Genomic DNA, 16,028 nt, shown 5'->3' on the forward strand with positions numbered 1-16,028 from the left:
GCGGCGCGGGTCTAAGGCCCGGTCATGACGACACTTTCGGCCCATATCCGCGCGACGCTGACGCTTGGCCTGCCGCTGATCGGGGGGATGCTGGCGCAGATCGCCATCACGCTCACCGATACGGTGATGATGGGCTGGTACGGGGTGCCGGAACTGGCCGCCGTGGCGCTTGGCGGGTCCTATTTCCATGTCGTGCTGATCCTTGGGATGGGGTTCGGGCTGGCCGTCATGCCGATGGTGGCGGCGGCGGCGGCCAATTACGACCGGCGGCAGGTGCGGCGGATCACGCGGATGGGGCTTTGGATCGCGCTGATCTTTTCGGCGCTGGTCCTGCCGCTCTTCTGGTTCTCGGGGGCGATCCTGCTGGCGCTTGGCCAGAGCGAGATCATCGCCGGGATGACGCAAAGCTATCTGAGGATCGCGGGGTTCGGGATCGCGCCTGCGGTGGTGATGACGATGCTGCGCAGCCATCTGTCCGCGCTCGATCATGCGCGCGTGGTGCTTTGGGCGACGCTGGCGGGGGCGGGGTTGAACGCCGGTCTCAACTGGATCCTGATCTTCGGCAATCTCGGCGCGCCGGAACTGGGCATCGCGGGGGCGGCCTATGCCTCGGTCGGGACGCAGGCCCTGATCGCGCTGATCCTGGCGCTGCATGCGGGGCTGCACCGGGACCTGAGGCAGGATACGCTGTTTGCCCGCTTCTGGCGGCCCGATTGGGAGGCGTTCGCGCAGGTATTCCGCCTGGGCTGGCCCATCGCGCTGACGCTTTTGTCGGAATCGGGGCTTTTCATGGCGACGATGGTGATGATGGGCTGGCTGGGGCCGAACCCGCTGGCGGCCCATGGCATCGCGCTGCAGATCTGTTCGGCGACGTTCATGGTGCATATCGGCCTGAGCCAGGCCGCGACCGTGCGCGCGGGGCGCGCCTGGGGCAGGGGGGACCAGGCGGGGCTCAGGCTGGCCGCCTTTGCCGCGCTGATCCTGTCGGGGGGGATGGTGGGCTTGACCATTCTCGCCTTCGTGCTGATCCCCGAGCCGCTGATCGGCCTTTTCCTTGACCCCGCCGATCCGCTGCGGCCCGAGATCATCGCGATGGGGGTAAGCCTTTTGTTGGTGGCCGCGTTGTTCCAGCTGGCGGATGCGGGGCAGGTGATGGCGCTGGGTCTTCTCCGGGGGGCGCAGGATACGCGTATGCCGATGATCTATGCGCTTGTGTCCTACTGGGGGCTTGGCCTGCCTGCGGCCTGGGTCATCGGCTTTCCCCTGGGCTACGGGGGGCCGGGGATCTGGGCGGGGCTGGTCGTGGGTCTTGCCTTTGCGGGCGGGCTGATGATGGCGCGCTTCTGGCGGGGGCCTGCGCGGATGACCGGGGGCGCCGCCCCGGCCTGATCCAGCCTGTCTTTGCTTTCACAAATACTCACGGCGCGCCCTTGCCCCCCGAGCGATCCGAGGGGCAAGGGCGGTCGCAGCCTCAGCTTTCGGCGATGCCCGTCAGGATGCGGGCCCAGGCGCGCATGCCCCGGTGGAAACTGTCCAGGTCGTATTTCTCGTTCGGGGAATGGATCGCGTCGTCATCCTTGCCGAAGCCTGCAAGGAGCGAATCCATCCCGAGGATCTCCTTGAAATGCCCCGCGACGGGGATCGAGCCGCCGCCGCCGATGAAGGCGGCCTCGCCCGGCCATTCCTGGCTGAGGGACGCGCGCGCGATGGCAAAGGCGGGGTGGGAGATATCCATCCGGCTGGCCGGGCTTGCGCCATGGTCTTTCCACGCGATGGTGCAATCCTCGGGCAGTTGCGCCGTGACCCAGGCGCGGAAGGCCTCGCGCAGCTTGAACGGGTCCTGGCCCGCGACAAGGCGGAACGACACCTTGGCATGGGCCTCGGACGGCAGGACGGTCTTGAAGCCCGCGCCGGTATAGCCGCCCCAGATGCCGTTGATTTCCGCCGTGGGGCGCGACCAGAGCGATTCGAGCGGCGTGCGGTCGGTTTCGCCCGCAGGGACCGAGAGGCCCACATCGCCCAGAAAGCCGTCGGCATCAAAGCCAAGGCCTGCCCATTGCGCGGCCAGATCCTCGGAGATCTCCTCCACCCCGTCGTAGAAGCCCGGCACCTGCACGCGGCCCTGATCGTCATGCAGCCCGCCGAGAATGCGGGTCAGCACCCGGATCGGGTTGATCGCCATGCCGCCATACATGCCCGAATGCAGGTCGATGCGGGGGCCGGTGATCGTCATCTCCTCGCCCAGAAGGCCGCGCAGCTGGGTGACGATGGCAGGCACGCCCTCGGCGAAAAGGCCCGTGTCGCAGATCAGCGCGAGATCGGCGCGGAGCGCATCGCCATGGGCCTTGAGATAAGGCACGAGGGAGGGGGAACCCGATTCCTCCTCCCCCTCGAGAAAGACGGTGATCTTGCAGGGCAGGGTGCCTGTTTCGGCCTTGATGGCGCGGCAGGCCTCCAGGAAGGTCATCAGCTGGCCCTTGTCATCGGCGGCCCCGCGCGCGCGGATCACGCGGCCCTTGGGCGTCTCCTGCAGTTCGGGATCGAAAGGGTCGCGGTCCCAGAGCGACAGGGGATCGACCGGCTGCACGTCGTAATGACCGTAGAAGAGCAGATGCGGGCCGGGGCCGTCATGGTGGCCCACGACCATCGGATGGCCGGTCGTGTCATGGACCGCCGCCTGAAACCCCATGCCCGCCAGATCCGCGCAGAGCCAATCGGCGGCGCGGCGCACATCGGGGGCGAAGGCGGGATCGGTCGAGATCGAGGGGATGCGCAGCAATTCGAAAAGACGCGCGGTGGCAGCGTCGAGATCGGCATCGAGCCGGGCGAGAACGGCATCAAGCGACATGGGCCGGGGCCTTTCGGTTGGAAACTCGGTCGCGGGGACACTGGCCCGCGCATCGGGGGAATGTCCAGCGGTTGCCGGATGCCCGAGGGGAGGCTATTTCGGGGGCAGGCGGCAGGACAAAGCGAGAGAGCCATGGTGCGAACAGTTTTTCGGGGCGGTCTGGCAGGGGCGTTTGTGCTTGGGCTTTGCGGGGCCGGCATGGCGCAGGACCTGCCCAATCTGCGCGAGGCGCGGGGGCTGGTCTACGAGGATGCGGGCATCGCATGGGAGGTGTTCCCGGTCGAGGGCTTGAGCGATGCGGATATCGCCACGCTGGAGCAGATCAACCTGATCCAGCCGCAGCCCCATTACGCGGCGATGGCGGTGCATCCGGCCTCGGGGCTGGCGTCGGAGCGGACCTCGCTGGCGGCCAATTACCATGACGAGGACAATGCGCGTGCCGCCGCCATGGCGGCCTGTGGCGAGGATTGCGCGGTGGTGATGGTGATCCGCCCCGCCGGATGGGAGCCGGGTCGGCCGCTGCAATTGTCGGCGCAGGCGGTCGAGGTGCTGACGGGCGATTACCGCCGCCTGCCGCGTCGGTCGCGCGCCATGGCGATCAGCCCCGCGACGGGACAATGGGGGATCGGGGAAAGCCGGGAGGCCGCGATCGCCGCCTGCGGCGCAGAGGATTGCCGCGCCGTGGTGGAGGGCTAGGACAGAAGGCCCGCGCCGCTTGACACAGGTCAAAGTCGGGCGCGCGTCAATTTGTAACTTGGCCCGGGACATGCAAAGGACATATTCCGAAGCCTGAATGATTACGCCAGCGTCTTGACGGTGGGTTCCCGGAGAGGGGAACCGGGAAGGGGAGACAGCCAGTGAACTACGACAGCGCGCTCGACGCAGCCTTGAATCGCCTGCACGAAGAAGGCCGGTACCGGACCTTTATCGACATCGAGCGCCGTCGGGGCAATTTCCCCCATGCGATCTGGAAAAAGCCCGATGGGACCGAGCAAGAGATCACCGTCTGGTGCGGCAACGATTACCTGGGCATGGGCCAGCACCCGGTCGTGCTGAACGCGATGCACGAGGCGCTGGAGGCGACCGGCGCAGGCTCGGGCGGGACGCGCAACATCTCGGGCACGACGGTCTATCACAAGGCGCTGGAGGCCGAGCTGGCCGATCTGCATGGCAAGGAAGCGGCGCTTGTCTTTACCTCGGCCTACATCGCCAATGACGCGACGCTGTCGACGCTGCCGATGCTGTTTCCCGGGCTGATCATCTATTCGGACGAACTCAACCACGCCTCGATGATCGAGGGGATCCGTCGCAACGGCGGGGCCAAGCGCATCTTCAAGCACAATGACCTTGCCGATCTGCGCGCCAAGCTTGCCGCCGACGATCCGGCCGCGCCCAAGCTCATCGCCTTTGAATCGGTCTATTCGATGGATGGCGATTTCGGCCCCATCGCCGAGATCGTGGAACTGGCCCGCGAATTCGGCGCGCTGACCTATCTCGACGAAGTGCATGCGGTGGGCATGTATGGCCCGCGCGGCGGCGGCGTTTCCGAAAAGCTGGGTCTGGCCGGGCAGATCGACATCATCAACGGCACGCTGGGCAAGGCCTATGGCGTGATGGGCGGCTATATCGCGGCCAGCGCGAAAATGTGCGACGCGATCCGCAGTTACGCGCCGGGCTTCATCTTTACCACCTCGATCCCGCCCGCCGTCGCGGCGGGGGCTGCGGCGAGCGTGCGGCATCTGAAGACCGATCAGGGCTTGCGCGACCTGCACCAGGAACGCGCCGCCGTGCTGAAGCTGCGGCTCAAGGGCATGGGTCTGCCGATCATCGACCATGGCAGCCATATCGTGCCGGTGATCGTGGGCGATCCTGTGCATACGAAAAAGATCTCGGACATGCTGTTGTCGGAATTCGGCATCTACGTGCAGCCGATCAATTTCCCGACGGTTCCGCGTGGCACCGAGCGGCTGCGCTTCACGCCGTCGCCCGTGCATGACCCCAAGTCGCTGGATGCGCTGGTGCGGGCGATGGACGCGCTCTGGAGCCATTGTGCGCTGAATCGTGCCGAGATGTCGGCCTGACGGATTCTCTTGATGCAAAGCCTGCCGGACGCATGATACCCGTGATCATGTGAGAGGTATTGGGGAATCACCCCAAGTTTGACTAGTATATGCGGTAGCGGGTTGCGTCTGACCTACCAGATGCTGGTCCAAGTTTGCCGCGGGCACGGGCAGGGAAGGCAGTCGAGGGATGGGTCAAGACCACGACCAGTGGCAGGGGCAGGGTGAAGTGCAACCCAGCGCAAGCCCCGCCGTGGCCGGTGCCTTTGACGGCTATGACGTGACCGATGTGCCGCTGGGCGACCTGATGCGGGGCGAACGCGCCACGCTGGGCAAGTCGCTTCTGGATGTCGAACGCGAACTCAAGATCCGCGCCGCCTATATCGCCGCCATCGAGAATGGCGATGTGGGGGCCTTTTCCTCGGCCGGGTTCATCGCGGGCTATGTGCGGTCCTATGCGCGCTATCTTGGCATCGACCCGGAATGGACCTTCCGCCGCTTTTGCGACGAAACCGGATTTTACGGGGTGCACGGGCCCTCGGCCCAACAGGCGCGCGCGGCCAAGCGCGAGGTGAGCGATGCGCCGCCCCGCCGTGTCGACCCCAACGAGGTGATCCAGAGCGCGCGGATCAGTTTCGCGCCGGAACGCGAGCGGCTGTTTTCGGGGATGGAACCCGGCGCGCTTGGATCGGCGGCGGTGCTGGTCGCGCTGGTGCTGGGGCTGGGCTACGGGGCCTGGTCGGTGCTGCACGACATCCAGCGCCTGCAGATCGCGCCCGTGGACGAGGCGCCGGTGCCGCTGGCGCAGCTCGACCCCTTGGCGGGGGCGACCCAAGGGGCCTTTGCCGTGGCGCAGGAGTTCGACATCGCCGTGCCGGGGCCGGACAATTTCGGACGGATCTACCGGCCCGAGGCGCTGGAAACCCCCGTTCTGACCCCGCGTGACGGCGCGCTGGCGCAGCTTGATCCCGACGAGGTCGGAACCCTGGGCGGGCTGGACGTTGCCCCGACGCGCGACGTGCCGCGGCTGGCCTTGGCCGGGTCCGTGGCGGCAGAACCGCGCGCGACCGAAGAACCGGCCAGCGTGCGCGTGACCGAAGCGCGCAGCGACGAGCTGGTGATCTTTGCGGTGCGCCCGTCCTGGGTGCGGGTGACATCCGCCTCGGGGGCGACGCTGTTCGAGGGGACGTTGAACCGGGGCGACAGCTATACCGTGCCTGAAAGCGCCGAGGCGCCCTTGCTGCGGTCAGGCAATGCGGGTTCGGTCTATTTCGCGGTGAACGGGGTCACCATGGGCCCTGCGGGACCCGGTGCCACGATCGCGCGCGATGTCGTGCTGTCGGCCGATGCAATCAGCACGACCTATGCCATGGCCGATGCCGCCGCCGACCCGGATCTTCCCGAAGTGGCGGAGCTGATCCTGTCGGGCGATCCCGCGCGCTGAGGCGCGGCTCTGCGTCCCAGCCATGGGGCGGGTGCCCCCGGTTGTCGTGGCGCGCCGACAGGGCTATCGTCGCGAAAAAGCTCCGGCATATCCCGCAAAGGCCCTGTCCATGTCGCACAATCCCATCCGTCCCTGGCGCAACATCGACCGCCGGAAAAGCCGCAAGATCATGGTGGGCCCGGTCGCGGTGGGGGGCGATGCGCCGATCAGCGTGCAGACCATGACCAATACGCTGACGACCGATGTGAAGGCGACGGTCGAGCAGGTGCAGCGCTGTGCGGAAGCCGGGGCCGATATCGTGCGCATCTCGGTGCCCGACGAGGCCAGCAGCCGCGCGCTCAAGGAGATCGTGCGCGAAAGCCCGGTGCCGATCGTGGCCGATATCCATTTCCACTACAAACGCGGGATCGAGGCGGCCGAGGCGGGCGCGGCCTGCCTCAGGATCAATCCCGGCAATATCGGCGACGAAACGCGCGTGAAGGAGGTCATCAAGGCCGCGCGCGACCATGGCTGTTCGATCCGGATCGGGGTCAATGCCGGGTCGTTGGAAAAGCACCTGCTGGAGAAATACGGCGAACCCTGCCCCGAGGCGATGATCGAAAGCGGTCTCGACCATATCCGCATCCTGCAGGACAACGATTTCCACGAGTTCAAGATTTCGTGCAAGGCGTCGGACGTGTTCCTGGCCGCTGCCGCCTACCAGGGTCTGGCCGAGGCGACGGATGCGCCGATCCACCTGGGGATCACCGAGGCCGGCGGGTTGATGTCGGGGACGATCAAGTCCTCCATCGGGTTGGGCAGCCTGCTGTGGGCCGGGATCGGCGACACGATCCGCGTGAGCCTGTCGGCCGATCCGGTCGAAGAGGTGAAGGTGGGCTTCGAGATCCTGAAATCGCTGGGTCTGCGCCATCGCGGGGTGAACATCATTTCTTGCCCCAGCTGCGCGCGGCAGGGGTTCGACGTGATCAAGACGGTCGAGGCGCTGGAAAAGCGGCTGGAGCACATCAAGACGCCGATGAGCCTGTCGATCATCGGCTGCGTGGTGAACGGGCCGGGCGAGGCGCTGATGACCGATGTCGGTTTCACCGGCGGCGGGGCGGGATCGGGGATGGTCTATCTGGCCGGTGTCCAGAGCCACAAGCTGTCGAACGAAGGCATGATCGAGCATATCGTCGAGCAGGTGGAAAAGAAGGCCGCCGAGATCGAGGCCGCGCGCGCGGCGGAAACCCAAGCGGCGGAATGACCCCTGATTTTGCGTTGCGGGCCGCCGTGCTGCCCGCTATACGCCAAGTCGGAAAGCACCCGTAGCTCAGCTGGATAGAGCGCTGCCCTCCGAAGGCAGAGGTCACAGGTTCGAATCCTGTCGGGTGCGCCAGTTTCCGTGACATCTCGGACCTGTGTTGGCCTAGGCATGCGAGGGCGCAAGGCCCGCCAAGGCGCTGCGGTCTTGTGGCTGTCTGGCCTGTCCGCATGGGAGCGTTGACGGCACAGCCCACATGCCCAAGCAGAATGGTTTCTGCAGGATGGATCCATCATCCGGGTGGTTTGGCACAAGGCGCTGTCGTCTTTGCCGTTCCTGGCGGAAGGCGGGTCGCAAAAGGCACCGACAGGTCGGGCGCATGACCTAAAGTCCAGCTCTCCCGCGGGGGGCCGACTGCGGGCCGTCCCCTGATTTCCGGCAGCGAAAGCGATGACCCAGTGAAGAAAATCGGCCTTGATGCGACCGACATCCGTATCCTGAACGCCATTCAGAGCCACGGCCAGATCAGCAAGACGCGGCTGTCGGAGATCGTGAACATCTCGGCCACGCCGTGTTGGGCGCGGCTCGACCGGCTCAAGGCTGCGGGCTACATCCGGGGGTATCACGGCGATATCGCGCTCGAGCGGATCTGCGATTTCTCGCAGGTGATCGTGACGGTATCCCTGACGCATCATCGCAAGGCCGATTTCGACCGGTTCGAAGCCTGGGTCGGCGCGCATGACGAGGTCACCGAATGCATGGCGACCGGCGGCGGCATGGATTACGTGATGAAGGTCATTTGCCCCTCGCTTGGCGCATTCCAGGCGATGATGCAGGCCATGGTCGAGGCCGAGCTCGGGATCGACCGCTACATGACCTATATCGCGACTCGGGTCATCAAGGCGGCACGGCCGAACATCGCGAAACTCGTCGGTCCCGTTCCCCGCGACCGAACGGTCTAGAACAGGCCCTGAATTCAGCCCGATCAGACAGGTTTCGGCGCGAATTTTGGACCACATCGGGCGGGCCTCGATGCGTAGAAAAGCGGCATGTTCCACCATCCACCGGGCGTCAATCCGGGTCTCATGAAGGGCGCAAGACCATGCAGGCAGATGAGTTCGGCTTTGGCACCCAGATCCGCAAATCCCCCTTTTTCGATGCGACCATCCGCTGGGGAGCCAAGGGGTTTTCCGTTTACAATCATATGTATATCCCGCGCGATTTCGGCGATCCGGAACAGAATTTCTGGAACCTCGTGAATGATGCGATCCTGTGTGATGTCGCTGTCGAGCGGCAGGTCGAGATCACCGGCCCGGATGCTGCGCGCTTCGTGCAGATGCTCACGCCGCGCGATCTGTCGAAGATGGCGGTGGGGCAGTGCAAGTACATCCTGATCACCAATGCCGATGGCGGCATTCTCAACGACCCGATCCTGCTGCGTCTGGCCGAAACCCATTTCTGGATATCACTCGCGGACAGCGACATCCTGCTCTGGGCGCAGGGTGTGGCGGTTCATTCCGGCCTCGACGTGCAGATCCGTGAACCCGATGTGTCGCCCCTGCAATTACAGGGGCCCAAATCGGGGCTGATCATGCAGGCGCTGTTCGGGGAGGAGATCCTCGATCTCAAATACTACTGGCTGCGGGAAGTCGAGCTGGACGGTATCCCGCTGATCGTCTCGCGCACGGGCTGGTCGAGCGAATTGGGTTACGAGCTGTATCTGCGCGACGGGTCCAAAGGCGACATGCTGTGGGAACTGATCATGGCGGCGGGGATGGAATACGGGCTCAAACCCGGCCATACCTCGTCGATCCGGCGGATCGAGGGCGGGATGCTGTCCTACCATGCGGATGCCGACATCAACACCAATCCGTTCGAGCTGGGTCTGGACCGGCTCGTCAACCTGGACATGGAGGCCGATTTCATCGGCAAGGCGGCGCTGCGGCGCATCCGCGACGCGGGTGTTGCGCGCAAACAGGTCGGGCTGATCATCGATGCCGATCCGCTGACGGGGCCCAATACCACCTTCTGGCCGATCAACAGCGACGGTGCGGAGATCGGGAAGGTGACATCGGCCGTCTATTCGCCAAGGCTCGAGCGCAATATCGCGCTGGCCATGGTCGCGGTGGATCATGCCCATCTCGGCCTGCAGGTGGAGGTTGTGCTGCCCTCGGGGCCGACGACGGCCACGGTCGTGGAACGCCCCTTCTTCGATCCCAAGAAGTCGCTGGCTGCGGCCTGAGCGGGAGCGTCGAGCGATGTCCGATCTGGCGATCCAACTGCACTGGCAGCGTGCGGAACCCGTGCTTGCGGCGGGCCATTATTCCAATGCGCACCGGGTGTCTTTCAATGCGCATCACGATCTCGAGGTGGATGCCGCCCCCGATTGGGGCGGTGACCCGGCCCATACCAATCCCGAACAGGCGCTGGCCTCGGCGCTGTCGAGCTGTCACATGATGACTTTCCTCGCGCTTGCGGCCAAGGCGGGTTGGCCGGTGGCGGGGTATTCCGACCATGCCGTGGCCTATCTGGGCAAGAACCCCAGGGGACAGATGTCGGTCACCCGGATCGACCTGCATCCGGTCGTGCGCTTCGATGCGGGCTTTGCCGTGTCCGATGACGCCATGGCCGAGATGCAGGATCGCGCCCATCGATACTGTTTCATCGCGAACACCCTGGCCGACACGGTCGAGATCAACATCTGCTGAAGGCCCGCTCATGAGCATTCTTTTGCGCGAACAGGATGCCGATGGCGTCTTGCGATTGACCCTGAACGATCCGGCGCGGCGAAACGCCTTGTCCGAGGCGATGCTGACGGCCCTTGGCGGAACCGTCGAGGAGGCGGGGCGCGACCCGGAGGTGCGGGTGATCGTGCTGGCGGCCGAGGGGCCGGTTTTCTGCGCGGGCCATGATCTGAAGGAGATGACCGCCGGCCGCGCCGAACAGGACCGGGGCAGGGCCTATTTCACGCGCATCCTGGGCCAATGTTCGGCTGTCATGCAGGGGATCGTGGCCTGCCCGAAACCCGTGATCGCCGAAGTGCGCGGGATCGCGACGGCGGCGGGCTGCCAGCTTGTGGCCAGTTGCGATCTTGCCCTTGCCGCCGAAACGGCGATGTTCTGCACACCGGGCGTGCATATCGGGCTGTTTTGTTCGACGCCCATGGTGGCGCTGTCGCGCAATGTCTCGAACAAGCATGCGATGGAAATGCTGCTTACGGGCGACATGATGCCTGCTGCCCGCGCGGCAGAGATCGGATTGCTCAACCGCAGCGTGGCGCCCGAAGTCTTGCGGGACGAGGTCACGAGCCTGGTGCGCAAGATCGCGTCCAAATCCGCCCTCACGCTGGCCACGGGCAAGCGCGCGTTCTACGCGCAGCGCGAGATGCCGCTGGCAGAGGCCTATGCCCATGCATCGCAGGTCATGGTCGAGAACATGCTGGCCCGCGATGCCGAAGAGGGGATCGGCGCATTCGTCGAAAAGCGCGCGCCCGTCTGGGTGGATGCCTGATGCAGAGTTTCTACAACACGGGGCTGGACAGGACTTCGGCGAATTACCAGCCGCTGACGCCCCTGGGGTTTCTGGAACGCGCAGCGACAGTGTTTCCCGATCACACGGCCATCGTTCACGGTGGGCTGCGCCGCAGTTACGCGGCCTTCTATGACCGGTCCCGGCAGTTGGCCTCGGCGCTGGCGGGGCTGGGGATCGGACGCGGCGATACGGTGTCGGTGCTCTTGGCCAACACGCCTGCCATGCTGGAATGCCATTTTGGCGTGCCGATGTGTGGCGGGGTGCTGCATGCGATCAACACCCGTCTCGATGCGGCCATTGTCGCGTTCCAGCTGGATCATGCGTTGTCGCGATTGGTCATCGTCGATGCCGAATTCCTGCCGCTCTTGAAGGAGGCGCTGGCGCTTTCGGCGACGAAACCGGCCGTCGTGGTGTATGACGATCCCGAATTCGCCGGGACGAGGCTTGTCTTTGACGCCATCGACTACGAGCGCTTCGTTGCTTCAGGTGACCCGCAATTCGACTGGCTTGTGCCCGAGGATGAATGGGACGCCATCGCGATCAGCTATACCTCGGGCACCACGGGCGACCCCAAGGGCGTGGTGACCCATCATCGGGGGCCTATCTGCTGGCGCAGGGCAATGCCCTGACCGCGTCGATGGCGAAGCACGCGGTCTATCTCTGGACGCTGCCGATGTTCCATTGCAACGGCTGGTGTTTCCCATGGACCCTGTCCGCGATCGTCGGCACGCATGTCTGTCTGCGGCAGGTCCGGGCCGAGCCGATCTGGGCGGCGCTTGCCGAGGAAGGCGTGACGCATCTGTGTGGCGCGCCCATCGTGATGTCGCTGATGCTGTCGGCATCCGACACGGCCAAACGCGCCTTGCCCCGGCCCGTGCGCTTTTTCACTGCCGCCGCGCCGCCGCCCGAGAAAGTGCTGGCCGAGATGCGGGAGGCCGGTTTCGAGGTCACGCATCTGTATGGCCTGACCGAGACCTATGGACCTGCGGTGGTGAATGACTGGCATGAGGCCTGGTCGTTCCTGCCGCCTGCAGAACAGGCCCGCCTGAACGCGCGCCAGGGCGTGCGCTACCTGCCGCTCGAAGGGCTCGACGTGCGCGATCCCGAGACGATGCTGCCGGTGCCGAGGGATGGCGAGACCATTGGCGAAGTGATGTTCCGGGGCAATGTCGTCATGAAAGGGTATTTCCGCAATCCGGCGGCGACCGAAGCGGCTTTTCGCGGCGGATGGTTTCATTCCGGCGATCTCGCGGTCGTGCATCCCGACGGCTATATCCAGATCAAGGACCGATCCAAGGACGTGATCATTTCGGGGGGCGAGAATATCTCGTCCATCGAGATCGAAGAGGTGCTTTACCGGCACGAGAGCGTGTCCGTTGCAGCGGTGGTCGCCATGCCGCACGCGACATGGGGCGAGACACCGTGCGCCTTTGTCGAACTGGTCGAGGGGAAAGCCGCCGATGGCGACAGCCTGCGCAGGTGGTGCCGTGACCACCTCGCGCATTACAAGGTTCCGGGGCATTTCGTCTTCGGCACGATCCCCCGCACCTCGACCGGCAAGATCCAGAAATTCGTTCTGCGCGACCAGATGCGCGCGCTGGAGGGCGCAACGGAACAGGTCGATGCGTGACAGTCCGGCGCGCCGGGGATGGGGCGGCGTCCTGCGCGCCCCCGTCACCGGGCCATGTGCCGCGCGACATGTGCAGGTGGCGGGCCGGGCCGGGTGGCACGAGGGATCGATTATGCGTAAAAGGGCGCAGATCGGGCCGCTGTGACGCCAAGTGCCCCCGAGGAGAGCCTTGAATGTCCCTGACCGCCGCCACGACTGCCGCGCGCCTGTCGGTTGCCCCGATGATGGACTGGACCGACCGTCATTGCCGGTATCTGCACCGGCTGATGTCGCGTGAGGCGCTGCTTTATACCGAGATGGTCACGGCCCCCGCCGTCATTCACGGAGATCGCGACAGGCTTTTGGGATTTGACGCGGCCGAGCATCCGGTGGCCTTGCAGCTGGGCGGGTCCGATCCGGCCGAACTGGCCGAGGCCACGCGGATCGCCGCCTCCTATGGGTATGACGAGATCAACCTCAATGTCGGCTGCCCCTCGGACCGGGTGCAATCGGGGTGTTTCGGCGCGGTCCTGATGGAACGGCCGGGTCTTGTCGCCGATTGCGTGGCCGCCATGATCGCGGCAAGCCCGGTCGAGGTGACGGTGAAATGCCGGATCGGCGTCGATGACCAGAACCCCCAAGAGGTGCTTCCGGCCTTTCTGGAAACGGTGTCGGCAGCCGGGGTGCGCCGCTTTGCGGTGCATGCGCGCAAGGCCTGGCTTCAGGGTCTGAGCCCCAAGGAAAACCGCGATATCCCGCCACTGGATTACCCGCTGGTCCATGCCATGACGCGCGCCTTTCCCGATCTGCACCTGTCGATCAATGGCGGGATCACCACGCTGGAGGAGGCGCAGGCGCATCTGGCGGCCGGGATGGACGGGGTGATGATCGGGCGCGCGGCCTATCACACGCCCGCCGATATCTTGCTGTTCGCTGACCGCGACATCTTTGGCGCGGCGACCCCGCCCAGGACCGCCGAACAGGTCGCGCAAGCCATGCTGCCCTATATCGAGGCGCATCTGCAGGCGGGCGGGCGGCTGCACCAGGTCACGCGGCACATGCTGGGGCTTTTTGCGGGGCGTCCCGGCGCGCGGGGCTGGAAGCGCTACCTGAGCGAGAATGCCCATCGCGATGGGGCGGGGCCAGAGGTGGTCGAACACGCGCTGGCCGAGGTGACGGCGCGCGCGGCCTGAATGGCTCAGCCTTCGCCCATCCGCTTGATGCGGGCGGCACGCCCCCCCCGACGCTGGCCCAGCGCGCTCTTGCGGGCGGGCAGGGCCGCCATGACGGTGCGGCGGTCCTCGGGGCTCATCCGCGACCATTGCGTGATCTCGTCGATGGTGCGCAGGCAGCCGGTGCAGATCCGCGCCTCGGGATGGACGACGCAGATCTTGACGCAGGGGCTTTCGATTTCCGCCCGGCTCCAGATCTCATCGGTCATGGTCTATCCCTCGCAAATGCCGGAGCCTGTCCAGCGCTCCTTGCAGGATATAGCCTGCGGCGACCGCATCGATCACCTCTGCGCGACGTTTGCGTGACGTATCCGCCTCGAGGAGTGCCCTTTCTGCCGCAACCGTGCTGAGGCGCTCGTCCCAGAAGGTGATGGGCAGCCCCTCGAATTCGGGCAGGCGCGACAGGTTCCGGGCAAAGGCGCGGGTGGATTGCGCGCGCGGCCCCTCGCTCCCGTCCATATTGGCGGGCAGGCCCAGCACGATGCCGCCTATTTCGCGCGCACGGGCGATTTCGGCCAATCTTGCGGCGTCTTGGGTGAATTTCACCCGCTTCACGGTTTCCAGTGCGCTCGCCGCCGACAAGAGCCGGTCAGAGAGCGCGACGCCGATCGTCTTGGTGCCGAGGTCCAGCCCCATCAGGCCGCGATCCCTTGGCAGGGCGGCGGCGAAACCGGCGATATCCTCGAAAATCAATCCTGCGCCTCGTTCAAGGGGGCTGCGGCCGCATCGAGGATGGTCAGGGCCTCGGGGCTTTCGGCAAAGACGGTTCTGCCCTCGTCATAGATCGCGCGGGCTTGATCGGTGCGACCCAGCACGATCTGCGCCCCGATCAGGCGCGCCCATTCCTCGGGCGTGCCGCCTTCGGAGGCGAGACGGGCGGCCAAACCCTCGACCATGCTTTCGATCATGGCCTGACGATCCTCGGCGCTCATGTTTTCGGCGGCCGCCAGATCCTCGGCGCTGGGGCCACGGGCGGTGCCGGCGGCAGGGGCGGGCTGGGGCAGGTCCGACATGCTTTCGGGCACACCGGCGAGGAACATTACCTCTTCGATCTGCAACAGGATCGGTTCGACCCAGGGCGCGTCGATGGTCGAATCGGCCAGAAGATTGCGCCAGATCGGAAAGGCGAGATCCGGCCGACCCTGCTGGGCAAACATCAGCCCCGCGTAATAGCGCCCGGTTCCGTTGCGCGGTTCCAGTTGCAGGCCACGGGTCAAGGCCGCCTCCGCCTCGGGCGAGACATAGCCGCCTGCGGCAAGGATCATCATCTCGGCCAGGTCGATGTGATGAAAGCCAGTCGCCTGATCGCCCATAAGCGCGATCAGGCGTTCCTGTGCCACGCGCGCGGCGCGGAAGTTGCCCAAGGCAGCCTCGTTCGTCGCCAGAAGGCCAAGACCCTGCGCGTCGTCTGGGCGCTGTTCCATGATGGTGCGCAATTGCGCCACCAGTTCCTCGCGGCGGGGATCGGGTGGCAGACCTTCGCGGAAGGGCACCTGTTCCTCGGCCTCGGCCTGTGCGGGTCGGGTGGCGCGGCGTTCCTCGACCAGTTCGATCCGGGTGGCAATCGGCAGGTCGCTGTAGCCCGGCGCGCCGATCTGGAGATAGACGAGAAAGGCCCCCGCCACGGTCGCCACAAGCCCCACACCAAGGATGGCGCGGTCAAGCCCGCTTGCGCGCAACTCCGCCGCCTTGGCCTGTTGCAGGGCGCGGTCCGCCTCCAGCACGCGGCGCGACACCTCGGTGCGCGCGCGCACCCCTTCTTCCTCGGACAGGATGCCGCGCGCGATGTCCTTTTCGACCTCGCGCAGCTGGTCGCGGTAGACTTGCAGGTCGTAAGCCGCCGCCGGGACCGTCGCCTTGCGTGGGCGCAGGACGGCCAGCATCAGCACCAGCATCACCAGCGCCGAAAACGCCCCCGTTGCAATCCAGAATCCCATTCCTTGCGCGCCCTTGCCTATCCTGTTCGTTCTCACATAAGCCTTGCGCCTGTGCCGGAAAACCCGGGCAGATGCCGCAGGCTTGAGACATTCTGCCCCTGCGTCGCAATTTGCGCAGATGTGGTCG

The 16,028-nt window shown here is 65.8% G+C and carries 14 protein-coding genes, 1 tRNA gene and 1 pseudogene; 12 read left to right on the plus strand and 4 right to left on the minus strand.

All coding sequences use genetic code 11. The annotated features are described in order from the left end of the window. The first annotated feature begins 24 nt into the window (after positions 1 to 24). Complete coding sequence (locus tag AABA51_RS07280) at positions 25 to 1,389, plus strand: MATE family efflux transporter (RefSeq protein ID WP_338275977.1); 1,365 nt, start codon at positions 25 to 27, stop codon at positions 1,387 to 1,389. Between the two features lie 82 nt (positions 1,390 to 1,471). On the opposite strand, the gene AABA51_RS07285 is transcribed toward AABA51_RS07280, so the two are convergent. Next, positions 1,472 to 2,848, minus strand: a complete 1,377-nt coding sequence (locus AABA51_RS07285) for a M20/M25/M40 family metallo-hydrolase (protein WP_338275979.1) — start codon at positions 2,846 to 2,848, stop codon at positions 1,472 to 1,474. 132 nt (positions 2,849 to 2,980) lie between these two features. On the opposite strand from AABA51_RS07285, the gene AABA51_RS07290 reads away from it, so the two are divergent. The 11 genes and pseudogenes from AABA51_RS07290 (at position 2,981) to dusA (ending at position 13,925) form a co-directional block, all read left to right on the plus strand. Continuing rightward, positions 2,981 to 3,544, plus strand: coding sequence for a 5-aminolevulic acid synthase (locus AABA51_RS07290; protein ID WP_338275982.1), 564 nt, complete (start codon positions 2,981 to 2,983; stop codon positions 3,542 to 3,544). Positions 3,545 to 3,705: 161 nt separating this feature from the next. Beyond that, positions 3,706 to 4,929 carry a 5-aminolevulinate synthase gene (hemA, locus tag AABA51_RS07295; protein WP_338275985.1) on the plus strand — a complete coding sequence of 408 codons (1,224 nt, stop codon included), beginning with the start codon at positions 3,706 to 3,708 and terminating at the stop codon, positions 4,927 to 4,929. A gap of 169 nt (positions 4,930 to 5,098) precedes the next feature. Beyond that, positions 5,099 to 6,352 carry a helix-turn-helix domain-containing protein gene (locus AABA51_RS07300; protein WP_338275989.1) on the plus strand — a complete coding sequence of 418 codons (1,254 nt, stop codon included), beginning with the start codon at positions 5,099 to 5,101 and terminating at the stop codon, positions 6,350 to 6,352. A 109-nt stretch (positions 6,353 to 6,461) separates the two neighbouring features. Next, entirely contained in the window at positions 6,462 to 7,595 is a 1,134-nt protein-coding gene (ispG, locus tag AABA51_RS07305) for a flavodoxin-dependent (E)-4-hydroxy-3-methylbut-2-enyl-diphosphate synthase (RefSeq protein WP_338275992.1), read from the plus strand. Positions 7,596 to 7,650: 55 nt separating this feature from the next. Then, positions 7,651 to 7,727: transfer RNA gene (locus AABA51_RS07310), tRNA-Arg, on the plus strand. A gap of 323 nt (positions 7,728 to 8,050) precedes the next feature. After that, positions 8,051 to 8,554, plus strand: a complete 504-nt coding sequence (locus AABA51_RS07315; RefSeq protein ID WP_338275995.1) for an Lrp/AsnC family transcriptional regulator — start codon at positions 8,051 to 8,053, stop codon at positions 8,552 to 8,554. Positions 8,555 to 8,694: 140 nt separating this feature from the next. Further along, the gene (locus tag AABA51_RS07320) at positions 8,695 to 9,834 is read left to right on the plus strand and encodes a glycine cleavage T C-terminal barrel domain-containing protein (RefSeq protein WP_338275998.1); all 1,140 of its coding nucleotides are present in this window, start codon (positions 8,695 to 8,697) and stop codon (positions 9,832 to 9,834) included. Positions 9,835 to 9,850: 16 nt separating this feature from the next. After that, positions 9,851 to 10,300, plus strand: coding sequence for an OsmC family protein (locus AABA51_RS07325; protein WP_338276000.1), 450 nt, complete (start codon positions 9,851 to 9,853; stop codon positions 10,298 to 10,300). A 10-nt stretch (positions 10,301 to 10,310) separates the two neighbouring features. Continuing rightward, the gene (locus tag AABA51_RS07330) at positions 10,311 to 11,102 is read left to right on the plus strand and encodes an enoyl-CoA hydratase (RefSeq protein ID WP_338276002.1); all 792 of its coding nucleotides are present in this window, start codon (positions 10,311 to 10,313) and stop codon (positions 11,100 to 11,102) included. Continuing rightward, positions 11,102 to 12,753, plus strand: a pseudogene (locus AABA51_RS07335) (acyl-CoA synthetase). The gene AABA51_RS07330 and the pseudogene AABA51_RS07335 overlap by 1 nt, the downstream one beginning before the upstream one ends. A 173-nt stretch (positions 12,754 to 12,926) precedes the next feature. Next, complete coding sequence (dusA, locus tag AABA51_RS07340) at positions 12,927 to 13,925, plus strand: tRNA dihydrouridine(20/20a) synthase DusA (RefSeq protein WP_338276005.1); 999 nt, start codon at positions 12,927 to 12,929, stop codon at positions 13,923 to 13,925. 5 nt (positions 13,926 to 13,930) lie between these two features. Here dusA and AABA51_RS07345 read toward each other — a convergent pair whose 3' ends face one another. From AABA51_RS07345 to ccmI, 3 genes are read right to left on the minus strand one after another with little or no spacing between them, the layout of a single operon-like run. Further along, positions 13,931 to 14,173 carry a DUF1289 domain-containing protein gene (locus AABA51_RS07345; protein WP_338276008.1) on the minus strand — a complete coding sequence of 81 codons (243 nt, stop codon included), beginning with the start codon at positions 14,171 to 14,173 and terminating at the stop codon, positions 13,931 to 13,933. Next, positions 14,163 to 14,657, minus strand: a complete 495-nt coding sequence (gene ruvX, locus AABA51_RS07350; RefSeq protein ID WP_338276011.1) for a Holliday junction resolvase RuvX — start codon at positions 14,655 to 14,657, stop codon at positions 14,163 to 14,165. Before ruvX ends, AABA51_RS07345 begins: the two co-directional genes overlap by 11 nt. Then, positions 14,654 to 15,901: a c-type cytochrome biogenesis protein CcmI gene (ccmI, locus tag AABA51_RS07355; protein WP_338276013.1), complete on the minus strand. Its 1,248-nt coding sequence runs from the start codon at positions 15,899 to 15,901 to the stop codon at positions 14,654 to 14,656. Before ccmI ends, ruvX begins: the two co-directional genes overlap by 4 nt. Positions 15,902 to 16,028 lie beyond the last annotated feature (127 nt).

Origin of the sequence: Roseicyclus marinus (assembly GCF_036322625.1) — a bacterium.
Lineage (GTDB): Bacteria > Pseudomonadota > Alphaproteobacteria > Rhodobacterales > Rhodobacteraceae > Roseicyclus > Roseicyclus marinus_A.

What these genes read in the sequence shown, in the direction of transcription:
- AABA51_RS07280 (WP_338275977.1), top strand. Translation starts at nt 25, where the DNA reads ATGACGACACTTTCGGCCCATATCCGCGCGACGCTGACGCTTGGCCTG.
- AABA51_RS07285 (WP_338275979.1), bottom strand. Translation starts at nt 2,848, where the DNA reads ATGTCGCTTGATGCCGTTCTCGCCCGGCTCGATGCCGATCTCGACGCT.
- AABA51_RS07290 (WP_338275982.1), top strand. Translation starts at nt 2,981, where the DNA reads ATGGTGCGAACAGTTTTTCGGGGCGGTCTGGCAGGGGCGTTTGTGCTT.
- AABA51_RS07300 (WP_338275989.1), top strand. Translation starts at nt 5,099, where the DNA reads ATGGGTCAAGACCACGACCAGTGGCAGGGGCAGGGTGAAGTGCAACCC.
- ispG (WP_338275992.1), top strand. Translation starts at nt 6,462, where the DNA reads ATGTCGCACAATCCCATCCGTCCCTGGCGCAACATCGACCGCCGGAAA.
- AABA51_RS07320 (WP_338275998.1), top strand. Translation starts at nt 8,695, where the DNA reads ATGCAGGCAGATGAGTTCGGCTTTGGCACCCAGATCCGCAAATCCCCC.
- AABA51_RS07325 (WP_338276000.1), top strand. Translation starts at nt 9,851, where the DNA reads ATGTCCGATCTGGCGATCCAACTGCACTGGCAGCGTGCGGAACCCGTG.
- AABA51_RS07330 (WP_338276002.1), top strand. Translation starts at nt 10,311, where the DNA reads ATGAGCATTCTTTTGCGCGAACAGGATGCCGATGGCGTCTTGCGATTG.
- dusA (WP_338276005.1), top strand. Translation starts at nt 12,927, where the DNA reads ATGTCCCTGACCGCCGCCACGACTGCCGCGCGCCTGTCGGTTGCCCCG.
- AABA51_RS07345 (WP_338276008.1), bottom strand. Translation starts at nt 14,173, where the DNA reads ATGACCGATGAGATCTGGAGCCGGGCGGAAATCGAAAGCCCCTGCGTC.
- ccmI (WP_338276013.1), bottom strand. Translation starts at nt 15,901, where the DNA reads ATGGGATTCTGGATTGCAACGGGGGCGTTTTCGGCGCTGGTGATGCTG.